The sequence below is a fragment of the Chitinophaga niabensis genome, from assembly GCF_900129465.1.
GTDB lineage: Bacteria > Bacteroidota > Bacteroidia > Chitinophagales > Chitinophagaceae > Chitinophaga > Chitinophaga niabensis.
Genome location: NZ_FSRA01000002.1, coordinates 1,030,415 through 1,056,807, shown reverse-complemented (window position 1 = coordinate 1,056,807; position 26,393 = coordinate 1,030,415). Strand labels below are relative to the sequence as shown.

28 protein-coding genes are annotated in these 26,393 nt (G+C 45.7%); 7 read left to right on the top strand and 21 right to left on the bottom strand.

What is annotated here, in order from left to right; all coding sequences use genetic code 11:
- Nucleotides 1–22: 22 nt before the first annotated feature.
- The 9 genes from BUR42_RS21315 to BUR42_RS21275 all read right to left on the bottom strand — a co-directional run bounded on the left by BUR42_RS21315 (nt 23) and on the right by BUR42_RS21275 (nt 10,828).
- A complete protein-coding gene (locus BUR42_RS21315) occupies nt 23–2,461 on the bottom strand; it encodes a TonB-dependent receptor domain-containing protein (protein ID WP_074241629.1) in 2,439 nt (812 codons plus the stop codon).
- A gap of 8 nt (nt 2,462–2,469) precedes the next feature.
- Nucleotides 2,470–3,066 (bottom strand): HD domain-containing protein, encoded by a 597-nt coding sequence (locus tag BUR42_RS21310; RefSeq protein ID WP_074241628.1) that lies wholly within the window; start codon nt 3,064–3,066, stop codon nt 2,470–2,472.
- Nucleotides 3,067–3,071: 5 nt separating this feature from the next.
- Nucleotides 3,072–3,479: a PepSY-like domain-containing protein gene (locus BUR42_RS21305; protein WP_074241627.1), complete on the bottom strand. Its 408-nt coding sequence runs from the start codon at nt 3,477–3,479 to the stop codon at nt 3,072–3,074.
- A 2-nt stretch (nt 3,480–3,481) separates the two neighbouring features.
- Nucleotides 3,482–6,520 (bottom strand): efflux RND transporter permease subunit, encoded by a 3,039-nt coding sequence (locus BUR42_RS21300; RefSeq protein ID WP_074241626.1) that lies wholly within the window; start codon nt 6,518–6,520, stop codon nt 3,482–3,484.
- Nucleotides 6,521–6,522: 2 nt separating this feature from the next.
- Nucleotides 6,523–7,464 carry an efflux RND transporter periplasmic adaptor subunit gene (locus BUR42_RS21295; RefSeq protein ID WP_074241625.1) on the bottom strand — a complete coding sequence of 314 codons (942 nt, stop codon included), beginning with the start codon at nt 7,462–7,464 and terminating at the stop codon, nt 6,523–6,525.
- A 6-nt stretch (nt 7,465–7,470) separates the two neighbouring features.
- Complete coding sequence (locus BUR42_RS21290) at nt 7,471–8,712, bottom strand: TolC family protein (RefSeq protein ID WP_074241624.1); 1,242 nt, start codon at nt 8,710–8,712, stop codon at nt 7,471–7,473.
- Between the two features lie 176 nt (nt 8,713–8,888).
- A complete protein-coding gene (locus tag BUR42_RS21285; RefSeq protein WP_074241623.1) occupies nt 8,889–9,587 on the bottom strand; it encodes a DUF4377 domain-containing protein in 699 nt (232 codons plus the stop codon).
- 36 nt (nt 9,588–9,623) lie between these two features.
- The gene (locus BUR42_RS21280; protein ID WP_143197544.1) at nt 9,624–10,208 is read right to left on the bottom strand and encodes a YiiX family permuted papain-like enzyme; all 585 of its coding nucleotides are present in this window, start codon (nt 10,206–10,208) and stop codon (nt 9,624–9,626) included.
- Nucleotides 10,209–10,219: 11 nt separating this feature from the next.
- Nucleotides 10,220–10,828 carry a DUF4241 domain-containing protein gene (locus BUR42_RS21275; RefSeq protein WP_159442323.1) on the bottom strand — a complete coding sequence of 203 codons (609 nt, stop codon included), beginning with the start codon at nt 10,826–10,828 and terminating at the stop codon, nt 10,220–10,222.
- A 596-nt stretch (nt 10,829–11,424) separates the two neighbouring features.
- Here BUR42_RS21275 and BUR42_RS21265 point away from each other — a divergent pair.
- Together BUR42_RS21265 and BUR42_RS21260 are read left to right on the top strand one after the other, a co-directional pair.
- Nucleotides 11,425–11,976, top strand: a complete 552-nt coding sequence (locus tag BUR42_RS21265) for a CAP domain-containing protein (protein ID WP_074241620.1) — start codon at nt 11,425–11,427, stop codon at nt 11,974–11,976.
- 236 nt (nt 11,977–12,212) lie between these two features.
- Entirely contained in the window at nt 12,213–12,767 is a 555-nt protein-coding gene (locus BUR42_RS21260) for a CAP domain-containing protein (protein ID WP_074241619.1), read from the top strand.
- 10 nt (nt 12,768–12,777) lie between these two features.
- Here BUR42_RS21260 and BUR42_RS21255 read toward each other — a convergent pair whose 3' ends face one another.
- Together BUR42_RS21255 and BUR42_RS21250 are read right to left on the bottom strand one after the other, a co-directional pair.
- A complete protein-coding gene (locus BUR42_RS21255; RefSeq protein WP_074241618.1) occupies nt 12,778–13,029 on the bottom strand; it encodes a hypothetical protein in 252 nt (83 codons plus the stop codon).
- Nucleotides 13,030–13,039: 10 nt separating this feature from the next.
- Nucleotides 13,040–13,810, bottom strand: a complete 771-nt coding sequence (locus BUR42_RS21250) for a glycoside hydrolase family 25 protein (protein ID WP_074241617.1) — start codon at nt 13,808–13,810, stop codon at nt 13,040–13,042.
- A 110-nt stretch (nt 13,811–13,920) separates the two neighbouring features.
- Between BUR42_RS21250 and BUR42_RS21245 the strand changes: the two genes are divergently transcribed.
- Nucleotides 13,921–14,946 carry an SPASM domain-containing protein gene (locus BUR42_RS21245; RefSeq protein WP_074241616.1) on the top strand — a complete coding sequence of 342 codons (1,026 nt, stop codon included), beginning with the start codon at nt 13,921–13,923 and terminating at the stop codon, nt 14,944–14,946.
- A gap of 2 nt (nt 14,947–14,948) precedes the next feature.
- Here BUR42_RS21245 and BUR42_RS21240 read toward each other — a convergent pair whose 3' ends face one another.
- The 3 genes from BUR42_RS21240 to BUR42_RS21230 are packed head-to-tail and all read right to left on the bottom strand — an operon-like array spanning nt 14,949 to nt 15,956.
- A complete protein-coding gene (locus BUR42_RS21240; protein WP_074241615.1) occupies nt 14,949–15,308 on the bottom strand; it encodes a hypothetical protein in 360 nt (119 codons plus the stop codon).
- A gap of 13 nt (nt 15,309–15,321) precedes the next feature.
- Entirely contained in the window at nt 15,322–15,729 is a 408-nt protein-coding gene (locus BUR42_RS21235; RefSeq protein WP_074241614.1) for a hypothetical protein, read from the bottom strand.
- A 32-nt stretch (nt 15,730–15,761) separates the two neighbouring features.
- Nucleotides 15,762–15,956: a YtxH domain-containing protein gene (locus tag BUR42_RS21230; RefSeq protein WP_074241613.1), complete on the bottom strand. Its 195-nt coding sequence runs from the start codon at nt 15,954–15,956 to the stop codon at nt 15,762–15,764.
- A 212-nt stretch (nt 15,957–16,168) separates the two neighbouring features.
- Here BUR42_RS21230 and BUR42_RS21225 point away from each other — a divergent pair, with 212 nt between their 5' ends.
- The gene (locus tag BUR42_RS21225; protein WP_074241612.1) at nt 16,169–17,245 is read left to right on the top strand and encodes an AI-2E family transporter; all 1,077 of its coding nucleotides are present in this window, start codon (nt 16,169–16,171) and stop codon (nt 17,243–17,245) included.
- A 16-nt stretch (nt 17,246–17,261) separates the two neighbouring features.
- Here BUR42_RS21225 and nadD read toward each other — a convergent pair whose 3' ends face one another.
- Genes nadD through paaA form a run of 5 tightly spaced genes read right to left on the bottom strand, consistent with a single transcriptional unit; the run spans nt 17,262 to nt 20,489 of the window.
- On the bottom strand, nt 17,262–17,834 hold the full coding sequence (gene nadD, locus BUR42_RS21220; RefSeq protein ID WP_074241611.1) for a nicotinate (nicotinamide) nucleotide adenylyltransferase: 573 nt from the start codon (nt 17,832–17,834) through the stop codon (nt 17,262–17,264).
- A 16-nt stretch (nt 17,835–17,850) separates the two neighbouring features.
- Nucleotides 17,851–18,336 carry a 1,2-phenylacetyl-CoA epoxidase subunit PaaD gene (gene paaD, locus BUR42_RS21215; protein ID WP_074241610.1) on the bottom strand — a complete coding sequence of 162 codons (486 nt, stop codon included), beginning with the start codon at nt 18,334–18,336 and terminating at the stop codon, nt 17,851–17,853.
- A 2-nt stretch (nt 18,337–18,338) separates the two neighbouring features.
- Nucleotides 18,339–19,103, bottom strand: a complete 765-nt coding sequence (gene paaC, locus BUR42_RS21210) for a 1,2-phenylacetyl-CoA epoxidase subunit PaaC (protein WP_074241609.1) — start codon at nt 19,101–19,103, stop codon at nt 18,339–18,341.
- Nucleotides 19,104–19,105: 2 nt separating this feature from the next.
- Nucleotides 19,106–19,480, bottom strand: coding sequence for a 1,2-phenylacetyl-CoA epoxidase subunit PaaB (paaB, locus tag BUR42_RS21205; protein WP_084185743.1), 375 nt, complete (start codon nt 19,478–19,480; stop codon nt 19,106–19,108).
- A gap of 10 nt (nt 19,481–19,490) precedes the next feature.
- Nucleotides 19,491–20,489 carry a 1,2-phenylacetyl-CoA epoxidase subunit PaaA gene (gene paaA, locus BUR42_RS21200; RefSeq protein WP_084185894.1) on the bottom strand — a complete coding sequence of 333 codons (999 nt, stop codon included), beginning with the start codon at nt 20,487–20,489 and terminating at the stop codon, nt 19,491–19,493.
- Between the two features lie 127 nt (nt 20,490–20,616).
- Between paaA and BUR42_RS21195 the strand changes: the two genes are divergently transcribed.
- From BUR42_RS21195 to BUR42_RS21185, 3 genes are read left to right on the top strand one after another with little or no spacing between them, the layout of a single operon-like run.
- Nucleotides 20,617–21,246 carry a hypothetical protein gene (locus BUR42_RS21195; protein WP_074241608.1) on the top strand — a complete coding sequence of 210 codons (630 nt, stop codon included), beginning with the start codon at nt 20,617–20,619 and terminating at the stop codon, nt 21,244–21,246.
- 29 nt (nt 21,247–21,275) lie between these two features.
- Nucleotides 21,276–21,704: a carboxypeptidase-like regulatory domain-containing protein gene (locus tag BUR42_RS21190; RefSeq protein ID WP_074241607.1), complete on the top strand. Its 429-nt coding sequence runs from the start codon at nt 21,276–21,278 to the stop codon at nt 21,702–21,704.
- Between the two features lie 26 nt (nt 21,705–21,730).
- On the top strand, nt 21,731–23,170 hold the full coding sequence (locus tag BUR42_RS21185; RefSeq protein ID WP_084185742.1) for a S41 family peptidase: 1,440 nt from the start codon (nt 21,731–21,733) through the stop codon (nt 23,168–23,170).
- A gap of 117 nt (nt 23,171–23,287) precedes the next feature.
- Here BUR42_RS21185 and BUR42_RS21180 read toward each other — a convergent pair whose 3' ends face one another.
- Together BUR42_RS21180 and feoB are read right to left on the bottom strand one after the other, a co-directional pair.
- Nucleotides 23,288–24,178, bottom strand: a complete 891-nt coding sequence (locus tag BUR42_RS21180) for a M28 family peptidase (protein ID WP_074241605.1) — start codon at nt 24,176–24,178, stop codon at nt 23,288–23,290.
- A gap of 35 nt (nt 24,179–24,213) precedes the next feature.
- The gene (gene feoB / locus BUR42_RS21175; protein ID WP_074241604.1) at nt 24,214–26,340 is read right to left on the bottom strand and encodes a ferrous iron transport protein B; all 2,127 of its coding nucleotides are present in this window, start codon (nt 26,338–26,340) and stop codon (nt 24,214–24,216) included.
- Nucleotides 26,341–26,393: the final 53 nt, after the last annotated feature.

Below are 26,393 nucleotides of genomic sequence, written 5' to 3'. Positions count from 1 at the left end.
TTGTAGATATTACATTAAATCCTTACATGGCCGGCGGATTATTGAGGTAATTATTATCTGCTTCCTTTTCCTTAAACTGCAGCTTGCCGAATTTATACATCAGGCTGATGCCAAATGAGCGGTAGGGGATCTGCCGCTCAGCAACCGAGGAATAATTGGCCGCATTGATGGTGGTACGCTGATGGATGTATTGATTAAACGGGTTGGTAGCGGTGAAGCCTATACTGGCGTTCTTATTCCAGAACTGTTTCCTGAATGCGAAAGTGTAAGAAAGGCTTTGTGGCTGCCGGCCCTGGATATTATTGAACGCAGAACGGTATTCCCCGAACACTTCTGCCACCAGGTTTTCCGGGAACCGGTAGGAAGCATTCATGTTCAGCCGCCAGTTGAGGCCGCTTGTTTGCCTCCCGCCCTCCAGGTCGTTCACCACAAACCTGTTAAAAAGCATCAGGTTGCCCCGCATGCTGAGTTGCTGCGTAACAGGAGCTGCTCCATTAATAATCAGGCCCGTATTGTATTCTGCGCCTACATTCGTTCGTTTTGAAACAGACACATTTTTATAAACAGAATCTCCTACCTGGAAGTCAGGATAAAAGGTGGTATACTGTTTTATATCATTGGTGTTGATCCTTTCCATCAAAGCGATATAGATATTCCCTCCTTTCTCAAAAATCCTGTTATACCCCAGCTCCATATTGTTCCCTATTTCCGGTTTTAAGAGCGGATTGCCTGTATTGATGTTATGGGGATCGCTGAGATTGAGGAAGGGGTTCAACTCTCCTCCTTCCGGCCGTTCCAGCCTTTTTGTATAGGACAGTTTGAGGGATTGGTCTTTATTAAACTTGTGAGACAGGATAACCGAAGGGAAAAAGTTTCCGTAGGACGGTACGTTTGTACCCGTAAAATCAGCATTTACATGGGTGTGTTCGTATCTGCCGCCCGCTTTAATATCCAGGAACCGGGCGATCGAAAATGTAGCGGACAGGTATCCTCCGTAAACATTCATTTTGTAATTAAAGCTGTAGGTTTGTGTAGGGTCCGGAAAGTAATCATTGGCTGTTTTATCATAAGTATGCACATCTGCTGTGTTACTGATGTCATAAAAGATTGCTTTCAGCCCTGTTTCAATGGTAAAGTTGTTATTCACCGGGTGAGTATAGTCTATGGCAAGATTGTTCTCTTTATCTTTTCCGGGATTATTGCTGAACGACCTTACATCCGGTAAAACCAGCAGATAATAAGAGAAAGGTGAGCCATAACTTGCGCTGTATAATACATCCAGTTCCTGCCCTTCTTTTTTGAACTTCTTTTTATATGCCAGGTCCCAGTCCAGCGCATGCATGCGGTTACGTGTTGCAGACCTTCTGATCATATCTGTGGTATCTGCAAAAGGGTTGTTAAATTCCCGTACCTGTTGCTGCTGTTTTGTTAAGCCTTCTGAATTATTCCTGAAGTGATCATAGGAAAAGGCCCCGCTCAGGTTATCTGTTTTACTGATGTTCCAGTCAAAACCCAGGCCGGATTCATAAGCGCTCCTGCGAAAGTCTGCTACGCCATTCTGTAATAAACGGGTAGTTGTGCCGGCGATAGAATCAATGGAATGCCTGTCCTGCGAGGAAGGTGTGGAAGAACTGAGCTGCGCATTGCCACTGAAAAAGAAATTCATCCCGAAATTGTTGTGCCGTACATTCAGGTTTACGGAACCATTTTCCAGCCTGGTGCCTGCGGAAAGATTGACGCTTCCGTTAATCCCCTGCATTTTATTGTCTTTCAGGATGATATTAATGATCCCTCCTGTACCCTGTGCATCATATTTTGCGCCGGGGCTGGTGATGGCTTCAATACTTTTGATCTGGCTGGCGGGGATCGAAGCCAACGCATCTGCAAGGCTATTGCCAAACATACTGGAAGGTTTCCCGTTTATCAGGAAGCGGATATTGGGATTGCCCTGTAATTCCACATTCCCATCCAGGTCTACTGTTACCTGGGGTACTTTTTTCAGTACATCTGTAGCCACTCCACCCTGGGAAGTAACATCGTTCGCTACATTATATACGACCCTGTCGATTTTATTCTCTACGATGGTATGGGAAGTAATTACCACTTCATTCAACGATCTGCTGTGTACGGAAAGATATATAGTGCCCAGGTCCCTGGAAGATTTTGCGTTGGTGATCATTACGCTGTCAATTATTTTCTTATCGTACCCCAAAAAATCCACCATTACTTTAAAGCTGCCGGTGTTTAAGGCATTGATCACAAATGTTCCGCCTGCGTTTGTAACAGCGCCGCTGGCAATCTTTCCTGTACTGAGGTCTGTAACAGTGATGGTGGCGTACTCTACAGGTTGTTTGCCAGCGCTGCTTAGTATTTTTCCTGTGATCTTTCCGTTCTTATTCTGCTGACTGAAAATATTTAGACTTAAAGCTAAAAAGGAAAGTATAAGGGTTATGCTTTTCATAAATAATGTTAACTGTTTTTGATCTTTGCCTGCAGATATTGTATATTCTGTTGTTTACCTGCTTCGAGCTTATAACGGCAATAGGATGTGAAGAACCGGTGGCTTTCCAGTAATTTCATGCTATCCTGGTACCAGTTCTTAAACTCTTTGCCAGTTCTCAATTGCATTTCTTTTTTGATCAGTTCATCTGTTATTCTGAATTCCGGGGTTCCAAAGTGATAGGTATCTGCATCACAAATGATCTCTTCCAGCTGGTTTCCTGGTGTGGGAGGATATTTGGTGGCCATGATACATTGGGCGATCATTTCTATTAATTCGCCGGGGGCATGCTCCTTTTCTAAAAAGGACCTCATAATATGCACCCCGGCTTCCTCATGTACTTCTATACTGGCAAACATATGGCCGGTATCATGGAACCAGGCAGCCGTGTTCAGCACAAATCTTTCTCTTTCATTCAGCTGGTAATGGCGTACTATTTCCATGGTATGGCCCACAACCTTTTCCGTATGGGAGAGGTTGTGGTATAACATGTAATCCTGCGTTGAGTCCATGAAAAGATTCATCACATATGCTTTAACAAGGCCGCCTGTTGCTGCGAATTTCATCTTGCCTAATCTTTTGCTTCTTTCAGGAACTTACCGTCTGCTGTAAACAAAATATCTTTCCCTTTTATTCCGGCTTCTATGTTCACTTCCCCATTTGCTTTTGTTATGCGGGCCGCGTCTGTAATCTTCGCCCCTTTGTAGTGTTCTTTAACATATGCTGCTACACCAGCCGGCAATTCTGAGACCTTTATCTCCACTTCCTTCTCCATCAGATCTCCCTTGCCGTTATACACGGCAGACATTCCCTGGCCATTCAGCGTAAACCCAACTTCAAAGTCTGCTCCCTCTTTTTCCCATTTAATCTTTGTTGCGCCCGGAAATGATTTAGCGAAGGCATCTGTTACCGTTTTGCTTTGTGCATGAATCCCTGTTGTGATAAAAAGTAAGGCGATCCCTGTTAGTACGTTTTTCATGTTTATTGTGTTTTATGTGTTTTAAAGAACCAACGCATCAGCGTTGGCAATACAATTAGCAGTAAAGGCAAGGCGATGATAAAACCACCTATGACGGCGATAGCTAAAGGCTGGTGTAATTGTGCGCCGGTACCTATGCCCAGGGCAATTGGCAAGAGGGCAATAATGGCCCCTATAGCCGTCATTAATTTGGGTCTTAGCCTTGTGGAAATAGAATAGATGATTGCTTTGTCTACATCGCCGGTTTCCTGGAGTGATTCCCTGAATTGAAGGAAAGTGAAGATGGCATTTTCGCCGATGATGCCAACAATCATGATAAGGCCCGTATAACTGCCCACATTCAGGGGCGTATTAGTGAAGTACAATCCGGCATAACTGCCACTGATACCCAATACGGCAACCAAAAGGATCATGAGGGCTATCCTGAAATCCCTGTAAAGGAAAAGGATCACACTAAAAACAAGGAAACTGGAAGTGAGCAGGATAGTGAGCAATTCGCTGAAAGACTGTTGCTGGTTTGCATAATCGCCACCATATACTATAGCATATCCTTGTGGGAGTTGTACTTTGGCGGCTACTTCACTTTGAATATCTTTTATAACGCTGCCCAGATCCCTGTTTTCCAGTCTTGCAGAAACTACGCCCATAGATTGCAGGTCTTCCCTTTCAATCTCTGCTTCTCCTTGCACCATATTTACAGTGGCCAGTTGGTCTATGGGCATCAGGCGGCCATTAGGAAGAAAAACGGGCGTTTTGCTGATATCTCCAATGCTCAGTGATTGGTTGCCGGGATATACCAAACGGATATTAGTGACCTGTTCTCTGTCATATACGCCCCCGGCAATATTTCCTTCCAGGGAAGACTGCAGCTGGTATTGCAGGTTGGCCGGTGTAATACCATATTGGGCCAGGGTGGTACTATTAGGAATCACATTAATAGAAGGCCCTACATATACAATGCCATCAAATACATCTGCCGTGCCCTGAACTTCAGACATAATGCCGGCTACCTGTTTGGACAACTCCTGCAGTTTTGCCTGATCCGTGCCAAATATTTTCACCTCTATCGGTTGAACGGAAGTCATGAGGTCTCCCAGCATATCTCCGATCACCTGTCCAAAATCTATTCTAAGTGCGGGTTGTGACACTTCTACCTGATCCCTGATGGCTGTAATTACTTCATCTGTAGACCTGTTCCGTTGTTTTTTCAGCTGAATAAGGTAATCGCCGGTATTGGGCTCTGTTATAAAAAAGCCCAACTGTGTGCCTGTACGCCTGCTATAAGCCTGAACTTCCGGCACTTTCACCAGGATCTTTTCCACCTGCCGAAGCATGTTATCCGTTTCTTCCAGGGAAGTGCCGGGTGGCGATTCGTAGTCCAGGATAATGCTGCCTTCGTCCATTTCCGGCAGGAAACCTGTGGCCAGCCTAGGATAAATATAGATGATACTGGCAACCAGGAACCCTATTATGGCCAGGCTGATAACCGGCCTTTTGATAAAGAACGCTACCCATTGCTGTGTTTTTACATGATGTGCAGGTGTTTCCTTCAGCCGGGCCTTTGGCATGTCTTTTTTTGTCAGCAACAGGTAGATGACAGGCAATACCAACCAGGTCACAAAAAATGAACAAGTGAGGGTGATGATCATCGTATCCGTCATCACTTTAAAGTAGGCGCCGGCCACACCACTCATTAATACGAAGGGCAGGAATATTACAATAGTACTTAAGGAAGAGCCTACCATAGCTGGGAAGAGATACCTAATCGCCTTCTGAACAAGGGTGGCCGTTGGTTCCTCAGGATGTTCTTCGTGCGTGCGATGGATCTGCTCCACTACAACAATGGCATCGTCTATTATCAGGCCTATTGCAGCAGCAAGGGCGCCAAGTGTCATGATGTTGAACGACTGGCCTGTTGCAAAGAGACAAATAACGGATAATAAAAGTATTACCGGAATCGTGACCAGGATAACAGCGCTTGCTTTAACAGACCGAAGGAATATAATGGCAACAAAAATGGCCAGTACAAGACCTATCCAGAGGCTGTCCGTAACACTGTGTACGGCATCTTTCACAAAATCTGCCTGTATATAAAATGGTTCAATCGTTACGTCCCGGGGTATGATCTTTTTCAGCGCTTCGAGCTTTACCTGCATTTTATCGCTGAGTTCAACGAGGTTCGCATTTGGTTGTTTTATCACTGCGAGCAATAGACCATCTTTCCCATTAGCGTTGATCTTCACATATTCTTTTGCCTCCCGGATCTCAACGGCTGCAATATCTTTAAGGGTAACAATGCGCTGGCCGTTATTACTGATCACGATCTCTTCCAGCTGCGACCTTGAAGTAACGGAGGCATCTGTGATGGTGAGATACATCAGCCGGTAATCAGAAAGGTACCCGTTAGAGCGAATGAAATTTGTTTGTCCCAATGCGGTATTAATAATATCAGGAGTAATGCCCAGGGTGTTCATTTTTTGGAGGTCCAGGATGAGCCAGTATTCTTTTTCTTTGCCACCTACCACACGAACATCACTAATACCGGGTACCTGGGAAAGAAATGGTTTGATGGTGTATTTGGCCAGCATCTTCATATCTACCGGGCTGCGTGTTTTACTGGCCAGCGAATACCCGATAACCGGCAAAATAGAAGGGTTCATCCTTTCCACCGTGATCTGGATATCCGGTGGCAGGATATTCTTTATTTCGTTGATCTTTGATTCTATCCTTTGCTGGTTCACATCTATGTTACTGTTCCAGTTCATGTATGCGGATATTTCACAGCTGCCTCTGCTGGTTCTGCTGCGGATCATTTCCAGGTCCGGCACTTGTTTTATGGCATTTTCCAGTTGGCGGGTAACGGTGATCATCATCTTTTTCACTGGTTGCTGACCTGCATCTGCAATGATCTTGATCTTAGGAAAAGTGATCTCCGGGAAAAGGGATGTTTGCATTTTGCTGTAAGCAAAAAGGCCTCCGCAGATGATGAGCACGATGAGCACTGCAACCGGATTTTTATATGCTGAAAAGTAATTTCGCATGGTCACGGTTGTTGGGTGATTAAAACTTTTGCTGTATCCGGCAGGCCATAATTGCCTGTGAGCAATACCTTATCTGTAGCAGAGAGTTTTGGTGAAAGTATTTCTACCGTAGTGGCGGTTTCCATTCCCTTTGCGATGATCGTTTTTACTGCGGTGGTACTATCTATCATTTTCATGATCCAGAAAACACGTTGCATTTCATCTGACAATACCGCTCCTTTGGGTAAGGTTACGGTGTGAGGGCTTGTTTTCTTTAGGAGCATTACTTTGGCGATGAGGTTCTCCGGGATATCCATATTCGTGTTAACCCTGAGCTTATAGCTCTGGGTTTGTGAGGCTGAATCGAGTGCGGGCATAGCAATATCCAGGTAACCCGTGAGGCTTGTACTGTCCGGCAATTGCAGGGTCAGTTGTTTATTGGCCGGGATAAATGGTTTCAGCTCATAAGGCAGATTTAGCAGGAAAACAAAACTTTTGGCATCTGAGATCGTGGCCAGCTGCTCTCCGTCCAACACATAATCTCCCGGGCGGTACGAAAGCCCTGTTACATAACCGCTTCCGGGGGCCTTCACATGAATGAGCCCGTCGAAATGCAGGGAGGAATCCAGTCCGCTGATAGTATTGCCCAGGCTTTGCGATTCTTTTGTTCTGATAACAAAGAGGTCCTGCCCGGCATTGACAAAACGGCCAGGCTGGGTGTACACTTTTTGCAGGTAGCCGTTAGCGCTTGATCTCACAGGCGTTTTTAACAGGAATGAAGAAACAGCGTTCAACGTTATCACATCCTGCATGTCTTCTATGCCCGGCGAGGTAACCGTAACGGGGGTTCCGGCTGCTTCGCTATTTGCTTCTGCCCCTGCGGTGGCTGCATCCGGCGCTTTGGGGCCACAACCTTGCATGGCCAGCAAAACAAAAGAAGCAAGAATGAATCGGGATAATGCCATTGTATATTATTTTCCGTTCCAGTAATTTATTTGGTTAATGATCTGTAGTTCGTTGATGGTGTTTTGCGTAAGGATGTTCTTTGCCGCCATGTAATTGCCGATAGCCAGTACATAGTCTGCCATATGAACATCACCGGTGTTCATTAATTTCTGGTTGGCCGCAATGAGGGCTGATGCATATTTTAACTGATCAGCAGTTTGCGATATCAGCTGCCGGGTGGATTGTAACTGCTGGTAAAGGTCTGCCAGCTGTTGAGCCGTTTGCACCTTAAAGAAGTCCCGGTACTGCTGCCGCGTTTGTTCCTGCATCTCAATTTTTGTATGCTGCATTTTGCGCTGGTGGCCATCATAGATGGGAACGGCAAGCGTTACCCCAAAACTGGCACCCCAGTTCCTGTAAGCATGGTCTGTAAAAGTGGAAGCAAAACCGGCATCACCATAAAGGCTCACTTTGGGCTTGTAGTTATAGTCGATGAGGGCATCGCTATTGCGAAGTTTCAGGCTGTCTGTGATAAACTGCTGGTAAAATATTGTGCCTTCCACATCTGCCACCATTTCAGGAGAAAGCAAAGGGGGGCGAAGGATGGCGGTACCGGTATCTTTTATGCCTACGAGGTAATTAAGGGCGGCATACTCTTTCTGCAGCAGGATCTTTGACTGGGTGTTCACCAGTTCCTGCTGCTTTAAAGTGGTCAGGAAGATGAGATAGTCTGTTTGCCGGTAAACCCCTTTTTCTGCCATTTTTCTCAGGATCACTTCCTCTTTACGGAGTAATGTCAGCATTTCTTCATTAAACTTCAGTTCCTGGCTGGTACCATAAGCGGTTACATATTGTGCGGTTACCGCTTTTTTCAGGTCCTGCCCGGATATTTTACCGGTAATTTCCAGGGACCGGTTTAATAACAGTACGGCATCCAGCTGATTGTTCAGGTTCTTTTTCCCAATAAGGAGTTTGTTGACGGTGACCAGCTCGCTGAACTGGCCTCCGTTGGTGATAGCATTGTCATAACCATAACTATGATAAGTAGGAGCATAGGTATTGGTGCTGATAGCTGTTACCTGGGGTTTGTACCCGGCGAGGATACGAAGGCTATCCACCTGGTTGAGCTTTTGCTGGTTCGTATAATCTTTCAGCAATGGGCTGTTCTGAAGGGCGGTGTTGACATAGTCATCAAGGGTTTTCTCCTGGCCCATCAGCGGCCCGTTCAAGCTTAAGAGGAAAATAATGTATCGTACGAATGACCTCATGCGGAAACTTTGTTAAGAACAGGGCCTGCCTTGTTCGTAAAACAAAGTATAGATGCAAATCTGGAGGAATATTGGAGTGCGGCCAGATGCTGCAGTGGGGAGAAGATATTTAAGGAATAGTATAGGAATCTTATAGGCTGAGCCTATGTCGAGCCTATGTCAAGTATTGGGATCCCTTACTTTGCCTTCTCTTTTGAGATCACTTCTGCCAGTTTATACTCATAAGCACCTACGTCCTGGATACGGGGATCGCGGGGGATGCGGTTCACTTTCAGCTTATAGATATTGCCCTTTTCGTAGGTAAAGCTGTCTATTGGTTCGGAGAGCCTGTCCCATTTTGCATCGGGGAGAAGCTTGTCTCCGTATACCACGTCGTAACATTTGGTTTTGCCGAATCCGGGGCCGCGGTCACATTCTGCTTCGTTCTTTACCCAGATGATCAGTTGTTTTGTGGTGGGGGCAGGTTTTTCTTTCTTTATAAGCGTTAATCCGTCCGAACCATAATCATCCCCTATATAGCGAAGATCGTTCCCATCCTGTTTAAAGATCAGGGAATCTTTTTGGGGATTGCCGCTGCCTACGGTAACGAGTGTGATCAGGTATTTTCCACTGTCCAGCGCAGACCAGTTACCCATTTGCACTATCTCGGGGGTGCTGTTGAGATAGTCTGTGGTCATTTCCGCATCGTTGGTGGTTTTCAGCGTGAGGCCTATCAATCTTCCGGGAGAAGATGCTGCTGCCAGGCTGGCTTCGTAATAACCATCCGCATTAACAGCGGCTTGCGCACTGTCTGTTGCGGTAGTAGTTTTAGGAGCATTCTGGCAAGCGGTGAAGTTCCATGCACCTGCTATGAGGAGTAAATGAAGTTTTTTCATACGGATATAACATTTAAAAAGAAAGAGTGTTCTCTCTTATTGAGAAACGACGGTTTTCAATAACGGGCTTTCAAAGATATCACCGGGGGATACCATCATTTCTTCCAAAGGAATATTCTTCCCATATCTTTCTTTCAGTGTGGCCTTTACCAGCGGATGGCTGAGATCGTAGCTGCGCAGCGGGTTGCGTTTCCCCACTTCAATATCCATCGTTTCTTTATAGATCTTCCATACCAGCTCAGAGCAATAGATCCTGTCGTCCGACCATTCGAAGTAGCTGTCGTAATTTTTGCCCATGTATTTACTGCCGGCATCCTGCATTTTTTTGATCACGGCTGTGGTGATCAGTGAATCTGCGATAAGGCGTTTCACCACAAAATGTTTGTTGCCCCGCAGGGTCCATTCTTCCAGGCGTGTTTGCATTACAGGTTGCACGGCTTCCCATACATACCAATCCTGTCCTTTCTTAAATAAGATGCCGCAGTGGCTGTATTTGGAATGCGTGGCTAATTCAATGGCTTTGCATTGCGGGGAAATATTGGATTGAAAAATGATGTCTCCTTCGGCAAGCTCTTTGTTCTGCGCAAGGCATAACAACAGGAATAAACGTATGGCTAACATAGCGGAATAATTTATAGTACCATAAAATCGATCACAAAACTGCAAACATCTCCTTCTTCAGACAGCCCCCAGTAAGCGGGATAAATACCATCACCATAACCGGTATGGAACATGATCACGTTTTGTTGCGGGCGTGCCGGGAGATAGAAATTAAAGCTATGATTTTCTTCTATACCGTTGCGTGCAAATGCGGAAGCAAAGAGTGAATCATAAATATTACCGTTCGGATTGTCCTTAAAGAAACGTTCCAGGTAACTATTATAGTGTTTCTGTGTATGGGCATCACAGATACAACCAATGCCGGCATCCACGGTGAAACCATAATATACATCTGCAATATAGGAATGGCCGGAAGATTGGCCGGGTACCATGGCCAATTCCCAACGGACTGCCCGTTTATCTGAGAGTTCCAGTTTGATCAGGGTATTCTTGCGATGGTTGCCACTGCCGGACAGTACCATGTAAACGGGATATTCGCCGGTAGGGACTTTACGTGTAAAAGGTAATGCATCGTGCAGGCCTAACAGGGGATCACATGCCACAACAAAACCGCTTGAAAGTGTAAGCTTTCCAAGATAACGGTGTTCCAAAGGAATACCATTGACGATCTGCTGCTCCAAAATCAGGTTGTAATCCTGTGCGGCATACCGAATTTTTCTCGTGCTGTACTTTAAAAAAAAGCTTTTGAAGAAGTCAAGCAATGTGTAACAGTTAATATAAATCTTATAGCTGATATAAGAGGGTTTAAAAATACGATCTAAGCATCAAATAATTCAATTTCCGGGCCATCTATTCAATCTTCCGGCTGACATTTATATTTTTACATTTTATTATTATTTTATATATTTGACAAGCTATCATATCTAAATAAACGAAACTCTGGAATTGTTACTTTTTTTCCTATGCCTGACAGTGATAGTATTTTAACATGAACCTATACATTATTGCCTATGAAAATATTTACAAGCGCTTAACAATCAACACGTTAACAGAAATTTTACAAGCAGGAAAGCTCCAAAAGATGATTCCGGCATTAGCTTTGCAAACTCCTATGTCGTTCAAATTTGTCTGGTGGTCTATTTGTTTGCCCAAAAGACACAGTAACCAGACTTGATATTTTTTCTCATATCCTCGCGACTAAGCCACCTTATTTTTTACCGTAGCCTTCCTGTAAACCACCTCGGTTTTTATTGTTCATTTTTTAAATCATCAAAACATGATGAAGGGAATCGTACGCCCTGCAATGATCGCAGGTGCATCGCTATGGGTATTACTTTCTGTTGCATGCAGCAAAACACCATTAACAGAAATGACACCACCACCGCCGCCGCCTGTTAAGGACACGACGTTTGTGATGAATAACCCGGTTAACCAGCAGTTATTAATAACATTAGTGAATGAGATCCGCACGAAAGGATGTAATTGTGGCGATACATTTATGGCAGCCGCCGCTCCTATTATATGGAGCAAACCATTAGAAAGGGCAGCCTACTTACATAGCAAGGATATGTTCGAGAATAATTATTTCAGTCATAATGACCTGGAGGGTGGAAACGGTGGGAAACGGATTGCCAGCATGGGGTATATCTGGCAGGCCTGGGGAGAAAATATTGCCCTTGGAGTGCTCAATGAGCGTACCGTTGTGGAGGGTTGGTTTAAGAGCGTAACGCACTGTAAAGTGCTGATGACCAGTAGTTTTCGTGAAATGGGCGTTGCTAAGGTAGGCAACTTCTGGAGCCAGGAAATGGCCGTCCCTAAAGCGTTCTAGCCGATTATATACAGATTACGGATCATACTACGTTGATCTGTAATCTGTTATTTTCATTAACATATTTTTTGCATGCTCCCAGTGCTTTATTCCAGCCGGCAGGTTATCTTTGATCCGGAATTAAAGATCTATTCTTCCTTTTTAACCCTTCTCCTCTGAAAGAACCATTCGTTTTGTTTTAGCCTTTTTCCTATTAAGAACCCAGTACCTATTTTTTATTTTAACTGGGATTTTACATGTTACCTAATAATAACCGCTTAGTACCTTTTGTTATTTCCATTCTGCTGTTCGCTACTGCGTGCACTAAAGAAGCGCCGCTGGAGCCACAACTGCCGGAAGGGCCCGCAACGCAGGAACCAGGAACTGTTCCGGTGTTTGAGAACAACGTCAATAAAGAAGTGCTGCTTTCTCTTATAAATAATGTACGTACCAAAGGATGTAATTGTGGGGGTGAAGTAATGCCTCCTGTAGATCCTCTTAAATGGAATATTTACCTGGAACTGGCTGCAGCCAACCACAGTAAGGATATGCAAACACGCAAATACTTTGCACATAACAGTCCTAATGGCGGTACTCCCCAAACCCGCATTGCAGATGCCGGTTACAAAGCGTCCTGGTCTGGTGAAAATATTGCTTCAGGGCCAACTACAGAGCAGGCAGTGATCGATGGCTGGTTAAAAAGTGCAGGGCATTGCAAGAATATGATGAGTGCCAATTACAGAGATGTTGCCGTAGCGCGTGCCGGAAATATCTGGACGCAGACCTTCGGTGCCACTTCTTCCAAACAATAATAAAATAAGGTCAGGGGGCGGGCATTTTCTTTCGCCACAAGCGCCAGAGGAAATAAATGTAAGCCCCCATGCTGAGGCCAAACCAAATGTAGAATAGTGTTAACCTGGTGGGAGTGGATTCTTCCGGGATGCCGAAGCCAAGATACATGCCCGTAAAAATATCGATCATCATCAGGATCAGCCCAATGAAGATGGTGCGGACGATCTTCACAAAGAATTGCAGAAGCTTCCAGTCGAAATTATCTTTTGGTTCTTCTTCCATAGTAGTAAAGTTACGGAATACAGAGCTTTAAGAGCTCAGTACTATCTCCCCTGAAAACATTAAAATCAACGGTAGTTCTGATCCCGTTCACATGCCCGATATCGCTGTGCTGCCAGAAGACCCAGTTCCTGGCACTGCGGGGTTTATCCTTCTGATAATAATGCGCCACCCAAAGCGGGTAATCGTCAAATTCTTTGCCCAGGTATTTTTCGTAGAAATGAATATTGGTGTAGATGATGGGTTTTACGCCGTAGGCCTTTTCCATGTCTTCCAGCCAGATGCGGGCTGTACTGCGGATCACGGCAGCGGGCTGATTGTTGTGTACTTCTATATCCAGTACGGGAGGGAGGTCCCCTGATTCCAGCTGTACCACATTCCTGAAATTGATGGCCTGCTTGATAGGATCTCGGGTGGAATAGAAAAAATGATAGGCTCCCCGGATCACACCGGCTTCTTTGGCTTTTTCCCAGTTCCGCTGAAAAGTACCGTCCTGGCGGCTGATCCCTTCTGTAGCTTTAATAAAGGCAAAGGATATACGAATTTCATCTACCTGCATTTGCCGCACGGCCATCCAGTTCACATTTCCCTGGAATTTGGAGATATCTATGCCATGCACGGAATAATTCACGGGCATGTCTATTCCAAATTCCTCATACCGTACAAAGGTCATGGGTTCCTTTGTACGCAGCCACCACCATACAGCAGCGGCAGCTCCGGCCAGGCTGATGAACACAAAGATGTAGATAAAGGGGCGGCTCCGCACGCGTTTTCTTCTTGCCATTCTTACTGGTGTGCTATGAAATTCAGGAGCAAGTATAGGGCAATTTTTTGTGCTATGCATGAAAGCCCGCAGAGTTGTAGTAAATTTAGGCTCCTAAAGAGGCCCGAATTATGCCGAAACTGAACCTGAATGACTCGTTGAACTTTCTGTCAAAATTTACTTTCCGCCGCGGTTGGAACGCGGGAAAAGTATTGGGCAGTTTCTACTGGAGCAAGTGGAGAAAGAAACCTATCCAATGGGGGTTCCCTATTTCCATCTCCTTTGAACCTACCACTTCCTGCAACCTCCGTTGCCCGGAATGCCCCAGCGGGCTGAGGGCTTTTACCAGGCCTACAGGCATGCTGGATAATAAATTCTTCCGGGAAACCATCGATGAATTGCATAAGGACCTGTTGTACCTGATCTTTTACTTCCAGGGAGAGCCTTACCTGAACACTGCTTTCCTGGATATGGTGAAATATGCTTCCGGTAAGGGGATTTACACGGCTACTTCCACCAATGCGCATTACCTCACAGACGCAAATGCGAAGAAAACGGTGGAAAGCGGGTTGGACAGGCTGATCATTTCCATAGATGGTACCACCCAGGATGTGTATACACAATACCGTGTTGGCGGAAACCTGGATAAAGTGATCGAGGGTGCGAAGAATATTGTGAAATGGAAAAAGGAGCTGAAATCTAAAAAACCATTTGTGTTCTTCCAGTTCCTGGTGGTAAAACCGAATGAGCACCAGATAGAAGATATCAAGAAATTAGCTGCTGAAGTAGGTGTAGATGAGGTGAGGTTTAAAACCGCGCAGGTATATGATTATGAAGAAGGCAACCGCCTGATCCCCACAATAGATAAATATTCCCGCTATCGTAAAAATGAAGATGGAACTTATGCCATTAAAAATACGATGGAAGATCATTGCTGGCGCTTATGGCATTCCCCGGTGATCACCTGGGATGGCCTGGTAGTGCCCTGCTGCTTTGATAAAGACGCCACACATAAACTGGGAGACCTGAAATCATCCAGCTTCAAAACGCTCTGGCATAATGAAAGTTATGTGAACTTCCGCAGCCAGATCATCAAGGGGCGTAAACACATTGATATCTGTGCGAATTGCAGTGAAGGAACGAAAGTCTGGGGTTAAAGCTATTCTTCTGTTTTAGCTGCTTTTTCTGCCTTTTTGCGCCGCCTTTTCTGTTGAAAATTATTCACCAGCTTTACGCCAAAACGCACGGCAATAAATTCCAGCGCCGTCATCAGTGCGCTGGTGATCAGGGATTTGCCAGATCCGCTTTTAAAGGCGGTTTGTGCCACTTTACCCACAAATCCAAACACACCACTATTGGCCACTCCGGGGATCACGCTGTTCATGGCCATACTTTTGTAATTAGCCTTGAAATGGTCTACCCGTTCTCCCAGCTGATCTTCCAGCCCACGGCTCTTTTCCCTGAGGCGAAGGATTTCCTCCTCAAGCATCGCCAGATTAGTTACTTTTTTCTTAGGCATGTTTTGGAAAGTATTATTGTGCCATTTGATCTTTTGATTTTTTCCTTTCCTCTTTTCTCTCTTCCATTTCTTCTATCTCTTCTACCAGTTCAGCCGCTAACAGGTTAGCGAGCGGGCGCTGGATAAGGCTTTTACGGAACACTAATATAAGGGCGAACAGGAAGATAAAAAAGCCCGCAGCCCAGGCAAAACCTAAGGTGAAGCTGTTATACTTTTCGCCTATCCAGAAGCCTAACATCATTCCGAGGAAAACGACTACAAAAAAGAACAACAGGAAAGCCATGATGAGCGAAAAGAACAGGCCTAACGCTTTCGACAGCTTTCCTGCTGCCTGCAGTTTAATGAGATCGAGCCGGGTTTCCACGTATTCCCTGGCCACCTTGCCCGTCTCAGAAAAATAGTTGGAAAAATTATCTTCCATGCTTTGATTTTTTAGATGCTAAAAAGGAATCCTTAAGTTAATTCATTTTCCATGGCATCTTCAAACTGTTGCTTTTTAGCGCGGAATTTATCTTTCAACTTATCCGCCTGGAATCTTAATTTTTCTACCAGTTCATCTTTTTTGTCTGAATTAAGGAAATAACCAACGGCTACGCCAACGGCAGCTCCTACAATAAAAGACACCACCGCTTTTGAACTTCTGCTCATAGTTAAGAATTTTTAAAGTGAAAGATTGGGTTCGGGAGTGTTGGGGCTTCCATCTACTCCGCATTAAAGGTTACAAACTTTGTTCCATAATTGTTCAATTCCCCACTTTACTTGTTAAAACAGCATTATATTTCCCTCCCCGGGCGCAATGGCACACTTTGTGATCCACTGAAAATCATGTAGGTTTGATATAACCACCCACATTACCCGCTATGAGCTACCTCGACAATGAACGCCTGAAACAGGTTGTATTTTTACTGATCCTTGCATTTCTGGGCATCATCCTTTTTAAAGAGCTATATGCATTTTTCCCTGGTTTCCTCGGTGCGGTTACCCTGTATGTACTTTCCCGGAAATGGATGTTCCGCCTGGTGGAACAACGCAAATGGGGCAGGAGCTGGGCTGCTACGCTGATCATGGTCTTATCTTTCCTGATCATCCTGCTGCCTATCGGTGGGCTGGTGAACATGCTTACTTCCAAAGTAACTTATGCCATCACCCATTCTTCTGAACTGATCAAAGGGTTGGAAAAATTCAACCAGCAATTGCAGCAATCTCTCGGGGTTAACCTGATGACGGAGGCCCGTTTGCAGAAGATACAGGAAACTATCACTGCCGTGCTGCCAGGCTTTGTGGGGGCCACTTTCAATACGCTCACAGCTATTGCTATCATGTATTTTATACTATACTTCATGCTGGTGAATGCGCGGGAAATGGAAGAAGCCCTTTATGAATATATTCCGCTGAAAGATGAGAACGTGGAATTACTGGGTAAAGAAATGAAGAACATGGTGGTGAGCAATGCCATCGGGATCCCGCTGATAGCATTGATACAAGGCATTGTGTCTTTGATCGGGTACCTGATCTTTGGTGTGCCGGAGCCTGTATTCTGGTTTGTGGTAACGAGCTTTACGGCTATGCTGCCTATTATTGGCGCTGCCGCAGTATATGTGCCCATGGGCGTTTTCCTTCTTTCCTCCGGGCAAACATGGCAGGGGGTTGCCATCCTGATCTATGGATTTGGGGCTGTGGGAACCTCTGATAACCTGTTCAGGATGATGCTGGCTAAAAAGATCGGGGATGTGCATCCGTTGATCACCATCTTTGGTGTGATCATAGGTGTGAGCCTCTTTGGATTCATAGGACTGATATTCGGTCCCCTGTTAATTTCCTTGTTCATTGTGCTTTTAAAGATCTATTCCAATGAATATCTCGTTAAAAAACGGGAAGTTAAAATTGTAAAAACGGCGCATGCCAAAGAAAAGCAGATGAAAAAGTCGGGGGATTAATTCCACAGTTTGTTGATCAGCCCTTATAATAGTTATTCTCGGCCATATATTTCCAGATAGCATCGGGTACCATATATCTCACGGATTTGCCTTCCTGGATCCATTTGCGGATATTGCTGGAGGAAATGTCCAGCATCGGCGCATGCATGATCTTCACATTTGCTCCGTACGTTTCCTTTATTTCATGGCCGGGGCGGTTGTATACATAAATAGCATAACGTGCTATGAGCTGCTCATAATTCTTCCAGCGGGAGATGTTCTGAAAACTATCGCTACCCATGATCACCACGAATTCCTGGGTGGGGAATTTCTCTGTGAGATAAGTTAACGTATCTATGGTGAAGGATGGGCGTGGCAAAGAAAACTCAATATTGCTTACTCTCAGGCGGGGTTCATCCGCTACCGCCATTTCTGCCATATGAAAACGATGATGTTCATTCAGCAGGCTGGAAGATGCTTTCAATGGATTGTGCGGAGATACTACCAACCAAACTTTATCGAGGTCCGTATGATAGGCCATAAAATTGGCGATGATCATATGACCCGTGTGTATAGGGTTGAAAGAACCAAAGTATAGACCGATTTTCATGATGGCAATATACTAATTAATCCAGCGGTTTGAAATGCTCAAACACCTGGCCGCAATCTTTACAGAAATGAATGGCGCGGCAAAGGGTAGAGCCAAATGGGGAACGCAGGTAAGTATCGTTGCCGTTGCAGTGAGGGCAGGTGGTGCCGAGGAAAAATTCCGTGTAGTCCTCTCCGTTATAGGGCTTAGGTGGTGCGATGCCAAAGTTCTTTAGTTTTTCCTTCGCGCCTTCCGTCATCCGGTTACTGTTCCAGCTTTCTTCCTTATCTATTTCCACGATTACTTCCGTGTGCAGCTGGTCCTGCAATACAGAACGGATATTGCGCCGGATCAGTTCTACGGCAGGGCATGCGGCAAAGGTGGGGATCATTTTAACATGTACCCCTATATCTGAAAAGGTAACAGAAGTGATCATGCCCAGGTCCAGTACATTGAGTACGGGAATTTCCGGATCCATGACCAGTTCCAGCGCTTTATAGATATTTTGTTCATTCACTTCCATGATCACCAGGTTGCTGCGGGGTCTGTACGGAATACGGCCCCCATTTCTTCCAGTAAAGGTTGCAGGTAGATGGTATGATATCCTTTCCGGCCACCATAAACGGGTTCTGTTGTGTTTTCATCCGGGAGGTTTAATGCCGCTGCTGTGAGGATATTATAGATCCTGTCCATCCAGATCTCTTTGAGGGCTTTTTCGCCGGGATATACTTTTTCTGCTATCAGTATCTGCTCTGCTTCGCCGCCTGGTTCAAAAAGACCGAGTGCCAATGGAAAACAGGCCGTGAGCGCGGATTGCATTCGCGCATGGCTTTCTTCTCCTGCGCGGCATAATTGTGATACCCATGCATTGGCATGCAGGGTATGATATTTTATTTCTCCTTTAAGCTTTTTTGCGAGCGGCTGCAAGGGTTGGAAACTGCTTTGCTGTAATTGTTCATACCGGATGGCTTCTGCATGGTCGAATAAAAAATGCCGCATGAGGCTGAAGTCATATTCGCCGTTGGGATGTTCTACAAAGTGGCAGCATTTATATTCTTTCTCATTACGAAGGAAAGCGAACTGGTCCGGATCACTACCCTGCAGTTCTTCCTGCATGATCTTATACAAAGCCCATGCATGGCCGATCTTGTCCTGCGCCATGGATGAAAAAGCAATGTCTTCTTCCATAATAGGGCCAAGGCCTGTCCACTCTGAATTCCGGTGGCCCTGGATCAGTGCATCGTCCGCCATGGCGGTGAGCAGATTGCTGATTACCGTTGTATCGATCATGTTTATTTCGCCTCTTTTTTAAATTTGTTGATCTTTTCCATGACCTTGAACCCGCTTGCATCGCGGTAGGTTTTTTCGCCGTTGTTGGCAAACATATCTTCATCTTCCGCATCGAAAGCCAGGATGTCTGCACTGCGTACTACCCAGAGGTTTACACATTTCTTACGGCGGCCAAATTGTTCTTTTGCGAAGATCAGTGCCATCTGTGCATTAGGAGCATGCACGGAACCTACGTGTTCATGATGTGCGCCGCGTTTTTCCTGGTGAAATACTTCAAATGTATTCCAGTTCTCTCCTTCCTGTACGATGGTCCCTTCGCCGGAAGCGTTGAGTTTGAGCCTGTTTACCCTGGGATCTAATGATTGGTTGTTGTCCATTGCTGATGTGTTATGCTACCGGAGCGGATCTTTTATCTTTCGGGTTCATTAATGCTTTGCGCACCCAGCGGCCATGTTCTTCTGCCCATTTGCGTACATCCAGTCTTTCTTTATTACAGGGGCCGCCGCCATTGATCACTTTTTTAAAGAGGTCCCAGTCGGGATCAGCGTAATCCCATTTACCGGTGCTTTCATTCTTCTTCAGATTTTCATCCGGTAAAGTGAGGCCCATATCCCAGATCTTGGGAACATAGGCTTCCAGGAACTGGTTCCGCATATCATCATTACTGGCCATCTTCACTTTCCATTGCATCAGTTTTTCGCTGTGTGTGGAATTTTTATCGGGAGGGCCGAAGAAATGCATAATGGGTTGCCACCAGCGGTTCAGCGCATCCTGTACCATGGCCCTTTGGGCAGGGGTACCGGCAGCGAGTTCCACAAATGCATCGTGCCCTTGTTTGAGGTGGAAACTTTCTTCGTAACAGATCCTTTCCAGCGCCCGGCAATAAGGGCCGTAGGAGCCTTTTGAATTAGCGATCTGGTTCACGATAGCCGCCGCATCGATCAAAAAGCCGATCACGGTTACATCTGCCCAGGTTTCTGCCGGATAATTGAATACGTTGGAATATTTGGATTTACCACTGAGCAGATCGTTGATCATGGCCTCACGGCTTTTACCCAGGGTTTCTGCCGCATTATATAATAATTGTCCATGCCCTATTTCGTCCTGCACTTTTGCGATCAGTGCCAGTTTGCGTTTGAAACCGGGAGCACGGGTGATCCAGGTACCCTCCGGCAAAGCGCCGATTATTTCTGAATGGGCATGTTGTTCAATAAGACGGATTAATTGCCTTCTGTATTCTGAAGGCATCCAGTCGCCTGGTTCGATCTTTTCTCCCCGGGCTATCCGATCCTCAAATTCCGCCAGTTTTTCCGGATCATCGTGTAATTGCTCTTCTTTTAACTGCCGGTTATTGGGCTCGTCAAAAATGTATCCACCGCCGTACATGGAATGATTGTTTTGGTAATCTTGTAAATTACTGAATTTTGTGCGTTCCCCGAAATACCCCGCCAGCACTTGTTTTTTTAAAATTACCCGCACAAACAAAATAGATTCCCGAACTTTAACATACATCATGTTTAACCCGGTAATTTATATCGGAACCCTCTGCTGCCTTTTTGTGCAGAATACTGCTGTACCCGCCTCCCATAAAGATTCCGGCAAAGTGGTAAAGGTGATCTTTTTAACAGATCCCAGGCTTGAAGATGCCACTTCCGACACCCTTTTTTACCATCAGCGAGCCATAAAAGCAGATGATTTCCGAGCCAGCCCCCGGGGTTCCGGAACGGCTAAAAATGAGGCGATCAGTTTCACCAGTTTTGCTTTTGATGGCAGCAGCCGGCAATTCCGGGATACGCTGGAGATCACGCTTGTTTTACAGGTATTTTGGGTGAAAAGTTCTTCCTGGTTACGCACCAGGCCGCCTTCTGCCCATACACTGGAACATGAACAATTGCATTTTGACATCACCCGCCTGGTAGCAGAACGTTTCCGGAAAAAAGTGCTGCAAATGCCCCTTACCGCAGATGACCACGAAAGCCGGATCCAGTATGAATACCTGGAATCTTTCCGGGACATGAACCGGATGCAGGATGAGTTTGACGACAAGGTGCACAGCGGCATGAATACCTTTACGCAGCAGGAATGGAAACGGAAGATCCGCCAGGAGCTAATAGCAGAGGGGGTTCAGCCAACAATGCAATAGCTGGCATGGATTGTGCATAATTGTAATTTATGAACCGCTTTCTGCCTTTTCTGCTCCTTTTTTCCCTGGCCGGTTTTGCCCAGCAAAAGTCTGTTTATATCATCAACGGCCGGGAAGTGGATTCTGCGGAGATGGTGGGCGTTAAGATTAAAAAGATAGACGTAGCCACCGGCCTGAGAAGCACGGGCATGCACGAAAGGGGAGGCAAAAGGGTGCTGATCGTTCATTTGGAGGATGAACAATATAACCTCTTCGGCATCGTTACCAATGAGCGGGGGAAACCAATTGCAAATGCAAAAGTGGATACTGTGCAAACAGACGCCTGCGGGCATTTTTACCTGAAAGGTGTAAAAGCAGGCAGCAGGATCATGATCAGCCGTAAAGGTTATGCGGACCAGTTCATCGATATTTATAAGCGGCCGGACGATCTGCTGACGGTGCAGCTCAGGAAAAAGTAATAATTTAATACCTTACAATAGCATTTATGAAAAAGCGCTCCGCGATGTTCCGATACCTCCTATGTACCTTTGCCGCAGGCATTTTATTTTCCGCTTGTAAAAAGAAAGACAGCTCTCCGGTCCCTGATACCGATAATGGTTATGTGAATAACTGGATCTACACTACCATGAAACAGGAGTATTACTGGAATACCAGTATCACTGCTACCCCGGATTATACCAAAGCTCCTTATGATTTTTTTGAAAGCCTGTTACATGCAGACGACCGGTATTCCTGGGCGGTACCTAATTATAAAGACCTTCAGAACTCTTTAAGCGGTAATACCAAAGAAGCCGGGTACAGCGTTGGTTTGTTCCTGCACGATGGTGGCACAAAACTGGGAGGGATCATTCAATATGTTAAGAAGAACTCCCCGGCTTCCGCCGCAGGCCTTAAAAGAGGACAGCTTTTCTTCCAGATCAATAACAAGGATTTCAAATATTCTTCCGCCACCAATAATGCAGATGTAAATGCATTCCTGGATGCGCTGGGAAAAGATCATACCATCACGGTTTATGATCACACTTATTCAAAGGACGGATTGCGCGATAGTACCACCAATCCTGTTGTCAAAAACCTGACAGTGCTTGAGTACGCAGAAAACCCCGTGTACATGGATTCTGTGTATACCATCGATAATAAGAAGATCGGTTATTTCGTGTATCATTTCTTTGCGCCGGACAGGGGACAAGCTGGTTATGAAAATGAATATGATAACCAGGTGGATGCTGTTTTTGCCAGGTTCAAAGCAGCCGGGGTTAAACATCTTATCCTGGACCTTCGTTACAATGGCGGTGGTGATGCCCGTTCCACTGTTAACCTGGGAAGTAATATCGTAACGGGTTTAAGTACCACCAAGGTGTTCTTCAAAAGAGAGTATAATGCTTTCAACACAAAGAAATATACAGATGCTTATGGGCCGGAATTCTTCAAGACCTACTTTACAAATGAGGCCAATAACATCGGTACGGGGCTGGAAAGTTTTATCATCCTCACCAGTAATAACTCTGCTTCTGCGAGCGAGTTGATCATCAATGGCTTGAAGCCTTATATGGGTGTGTGGCTGATAGGTGAAAAAACGTATGGTAAGAATGTGGGTTCACAGACCTTCTACAAGATCAATGATGCAAGAAATACATGGGGCCTTCAACCGATCACTTCTAAGGCATTCAATTCGCTGGGGACTTCTGATTATACAAATGGTTTTGCGCCGAATGAAGAAGTAGTGGAGAGTTTGGCCCTTGGGGATTGGGGTAGTGTGAAAGAGCCTTTGCTGAATAAGGCGCTGACGAAGATACTGGGGCATGCGCCGTTAAGGGTGGCTTCGCCGGAAAGTGTTTCCAGAACGAGGGTGCAGTACGTTGGGTCTTCGCAGATGAATAAAGCATATTATCATATCCTGATTGAACCAAGGCCGGGGGAATGATCCTTTTAGAAAATGCCTGCGGCATTTTCTAAAAGGGGAGGTTTTATCTTTTTAACGGGGATTGTTTTTATTCCCACGTATTTTATAAAAAAAGCCGCATCGTTTGATGCGGCTTTTTTATTGCTTGTCTACGATCTGAACTACACTCAATATGCTCTTTGTTGCCTGGTAATAAAAGGAAGGATTGATCTTACTGAATTCATCGGATGCCCTGTGATAATCCGGGTGATCCTCTACACCGAAGTACAGGAAGGGTATCTTCTTTTTATGAAACTCATAATGATCGCTCTGGTTGGTCCAGTTCTGGTCTTTATCCTCCGGGCGGTCGTGGCCCATGGGGAGATTTACCAGGCTGGTGGCTGCGGCGGCTGTTACGAACTGTTTTAACTGCGGGTAATGAGCAGTGCCGCATACGTACAGTTCATTCTTATCATTATGACTGATCATATCCATATTGATGTTCATCAGGATGCGTGTAGCCGGTACTGGTAGTTTGGCCACAAAGGCTTTTGCTCCCTGTAAACCCATTTCTTCTGCATCGAATGCGGCAAAGACCAATGTATGTTTCGGTGGGTTCTTAGAAAAATAGCTGACCATGGCAAGAAGGCCTCCTATGCCGGAAGCATTATCGTCTGCGCCATTGTAAATACTGTCTGTTCCGGATTGGGGCTTTTTGATGCCGATGTGATCGTAATGCGCAGAGATCACAATAAAACTATCGATGCTTCCCTTGATGTAGCCGTAGAGGTTAGTACCCATGATACGTTTCTCTCCCTGCGTGAAATAAAAGGGCTGCTCGTAAGTGTTGCTGAATTGTTGCAGGCCGGCTTGCTTTAAGCGGTCCAGCAGGTAGAACTGGGCAAGGCGGTTCCCTTTGGTCCCGGTTTTACGGCCCTCCATTTTATCTGCGGAAAGGGTCTGCACATCTTTCATGAGCTGAGAGGAATCGATCTGCGCGGAGGCAGACAGCGCGATCAGGCAACCAACAATTGGGAATAGTTTTTTCATCCGAAGCGTATTTCTCCAAATGTAACGGTTTCCGCTTATTTGAATATCACATAAATGAGCCAACTGCAGGCATAAGCCAGTGCCGTCATATACAGGAACTGAATGATGGGATATTTCCAGGAACGGGTTTCGCGTTTCACAATAGCGAGTGTACTCATACACTGCATGGCAAAAGCATAGAAGATCATGAGCGAGAGACCGGTTGCAAGGGTATATACGGGAGTTCCGTCTATCCTGGTGGCGGCGGCCATTTTTTCCCGCAGGGTAGCATCACTGTCTTCCGTTTCTCCTACACTATAAAGGGTTGCCATGGTTCCCACAAAAACTTCGCGGGCGGCAAAAGAGGTGATCAATGCAATGCCTATTTTCCAGTCAAATCCCAGGGGCTTTACAACCGGTTCAATGGCATGGCCCAATATACCGGCATAAGAGTTGGCCAGTTTTTCGGATTGAAATTGTTTGTCCAGGTCCTGGAGTTGGGCAGAATCCGTTGTCTGAGCCATCAGTTGTTCATACTTCTGATGTACGCCTTCCATGGGTTTGCCGGGTCCGTAGGATGCCAGGAACCAGAGGATGATGGAGATAACCATGATCACTTTACCGGCATCCATTACAAAGATCTTCGCCTTTTCAATCATGGTGGTGCCTACATTCTTCCAGCGCGGGGCGCGGTAAACCGGTAATTCCATGATGAAATAGCTCTTCTCTCGGATGCGGATGAACCACTTCATGATCCCTGCAATAGCAATGGCCATAAAGAAACCCAGTAAATAGAGGCCCATCATTACAAGGCCCTGTAAACTGAGGAAGCCCAGCACATTTTTATTGGGTATTACCAAAGCGATCATGATGGTATAGATGGGCAACCTTGCAGAACAGGCCATCAGGGGAGTGATCATGATGGTGATGAGGCGTTCCTTTTTATTCTCAATATTACGGGCAGCCATAATAGCAGGTACGGCACAAGCCACGCCACTGATCAGAGGCATCACGGATTTTCCGTTCAGGCCTACCTGCCTCATGAGCCGGTCTGTTAAAAAACTGATCCGGGCCATGTACCCGGTATCTTCCAGGATGGTGATCAATCCAAAGAGGATCATGATCTGCGGGATGAAAACGGCAATACCGCCCAGGCCTGCAATGATCCCATTGATGAAGATATCGCTCACTTTATTATCCGGGAGGATCTGTGAGAACCAACCGCTGATGCTGCCAAATCCTGCTTCGATAAGGTCCATCGGGTAGGAGGCCAGCCAGAAAATGCTTTGGAATAACAGGAAAAGTACGGCCAGGAGAATAAGGTATCCCCAGAAACGATGCAGCAATAAGTTATCGATGCGCTCGGTTTGGAGTTGTTGCTGCAGGGGATCGGTTTCCACTACGGTAACATTCATGATATGCTTGATGCGGCTGTACCGCTGCATGATCTCTTCCGCCTGTATCTTTGTTTTATTGAATCCGTTTGTGTGGATGCTCGCTTTTATCTGCTGCTGCTGGCCCTTGTTCAGGAATTCCAGTTCATCATAGTTCACGGCTACGTGTAAAGCACCATAGTCGCTGGTTACGGGAAAGATCTTTTTCACATCGGCTATCACGGCGGGCGCGAGTTCCTGATTTTCGATGAAATCCCTGGCGGGGGCGCCGAACTTCTCCTGTGCTATGAGTTCTATGTTCTTTTTTAGTTGCGGCAGTCCCTTGTTCTTCCTGGGATTGATGGCTACTACGGGAACGCCCAGTTCTCTTTCGAGGCCGGCCAGATCTATTTCCACGCCTTTTTTCTTGGCTAGGTCCATCATGGTGAGGCCAATGATCACGGGTAATTTCAGGTCTATGATCTGGGAGCAGAAGAGGAGGTTACGTTTGAGGTTGGAGGCATCGGCAATAATGAGGATCATGTTAGGCCGGTCTTCCCCTTTGGGGTTGAGCAGCACATCATAGGTCACAAATTCATCTGCACTTTTTGGATAAAGGCTATAGGTACCGGGCAGGTCAATGATGGTTGCATCCAGCTGAGGTGTAATACGGGCGTTACCGGTCTTTTTATCAACCGTTACCCCCGGAAAATTACTCACTTTCTGGTTCAATCCTGTAAGCGCATTAAAGAGCGAGCTTTTCCCACTGTTCGGATTACCTACCAGTGCAATGTTAATTGGTGCCTTCATCCTTATCTGATCCTCCTGAATTTAGAATATGCAAAACTAGCAATAATCGGGGG

Bases quoted from the DNA above. Each gene is read 5' to 3' on its own strand.
- BUR42_RS21315 (WP_074241629.1), bottom strand. From the start codon at position 2,461: ATGAAAAGCATAACCCTTATACTTTCCTTTTTAGCTTTAAGTCTAAAT.
- BUR42_RS21310 (WP_074241628.1), bottom strand. From the start codon at position 3,066: ATGAAATTCGCAGCAACAGGCGGCCTTGTTAAAGCATATGTGATGAAT.
- BUR42_RS21305 (WP_074241627.1), bottom strand. From the start codon at position 3,479: ATGAAAAACGTACTAACAGGGATCGCCTTACTTTTTATCACAACAGGG.
- BUR42_RS21300 (WP_074241626.1), bottom strand. From the start codon at position 6,520: ATGCGAAATTACTTTTCAGCATATAAAAATCCGGTTGCAGTGCTCATC.
- BUR42_RS21295 (WP_074241625.1), bottom strand. From the start codon at position 7,464: ATGGCATTATCCCGATTCATTCTTGCTTCTTTTGTTTTGCTGGCCATG.
- BUR42_RS21290 (WP_074241624.1), bottom strand. From the start codon at position 8,712: ATGAGGTCATTCGTACGATACATTATTTTCCTCTTAAGCTTGAACGGG.
- BUR42_RS21285 (WP_074241623.1), bottom strand. From the start codon at position 9,587: ATGAAAAAACTTCATTTACTCCTCATAGCAGGTGCATGGAACTTCACC.
- BUR42_RS21280 (WP_143197544.1), bottom strand. From the start codon at position 10,208: ATGTTAGCCATACGTTTATTCCTGTTGTTATGCCTTGCGCAGAACAAA.
- BUR42_RS21265 (WP_074241620.1), top strand. From the start codon at position 11,425: ATGATGAAGGGAATCGTACGCCCTGCAATGATCGCAGGTGCATCGCTA.
- BUR42_RS21260 (WP_074241619.1), top strand. From the start codon at position 12,213: ATGTTACCTAATAATAACCGCTTAGTACCTTTTGTTATTTCCATTCTG.
- BUR42_RS21255 (WP_074241618.1), bottom strand. From the start codon at position 13,029: ATGGAAGAAGAACCAAAAGATAATTTCGACTGGAAGCTTCTGCAATTC.
- BUR42_RS21250 (WP_074241617.1), bottom strand. From the start codon at position 13,810: ATGGCAAGAAGAAAACGCGTGCGGAGCCGCCCCTTTATCTACATCTTT.
- BUR42_RS21245 (WP_074241616.1), top strand. From the start codon at position 13,921: ATGCCGAAACTGAACCTGAATGACTCGTTGAACTTTCTGTCAAAATTT.
- BUR42_RS21240 (WP_074241615.1), bottom strand. From the start codon at position 15,308: ATGCCTAAGAAAAAAGTAACTAATCTGGCGATGCTTGAGGAGGAAATC.
- BUR42_RS21235 (WP_074241614.1), bottom strand. From the start codon at position 15,729: ATGGAAGATAATTTTTCCAACTATTTTTCTGAGACGGGCAAGGTGGCC.
- BUR42_RS21230 (WP_074241613.1), bottom strand. From the start codon at position 15,956: ATGAGCAGAAGTTCAAAAGCGGTGGTGTCTTTTATTGTAGGAGCTGCC.
- BUR42_RS21225 (WP_074241612.1), top strand. From the start codon at position 16,169: ATGAGCTACCTCGACAATGAACGCCTGAAACAGGTTGTATTTTTACTG.
- nadD (WP_074241611.1), bottom strand. From the start codon at position 17,834: ATGAAAATCGGTCTATACTTTGGTTCTTTCAACCCTATACACACGGGT.
- paaD (WP_074241610.1), bottom strand. From the start codon at position 18,336: ATGGAAGTGAATGAACAAAATATCTATAAAGCGCTGGAACTGGTCATG.
- paaC (WP_074241609.1), bottom strand. From the start codon at position 19,103: ATGATCGATACAACGGTAATCAGCAATCTGCTCACCGCCATGGCGGAC.
- paaB (WP_084185743.1), bottom strand. From the start codon at position 19,480: ATGGACAACAACCAATCATTAGATCCCAGGGTAAACAGGCTCAAACTC.
- paaA (WP_084185894.1), bottom strand. From the start codon at position 20,489: ATGTACGGCGGTGGATACATTTTTGACGAGCCCAATAACCGGCAGTTA.
- BUR42_RS21195 (WP_074241608.1), top strand. From the start codon at position 20,617: ATGTTTAACCCGGTAATTTATATCGGAACCCTCTGCTGCCTTTTTGTG.
- BUR42_RS21190 (WP_074241607.1), top strand. From the start codon at position 21,276: ATGAACCGCTTTCTGCCTTTTCTGCTCCTTTTTTCCCTGGCCGGTTTT.
- BUR42_RS21185 (WP_084185742.1), top strand. From the start codon at position 21,731: ATGAAAAAGCGCTCCGCGATGTTCCGATACCTCCTATGTACCTTTGCC.
- BUR42_RS21180 (WP_074241605.1), bottom strand. From the start codon at position 24,178: ATGAAAAAACTATTCCCAATTGTTGGTTGCCTGATCGCGCTGTCTGCC.
- feoB (WP_074241604.1), bottom strand. From the start codon at position 26,340: ATGAAGGCACCAATTAACATTGCACTGGTAGGTAATCCGAACAGTGGG.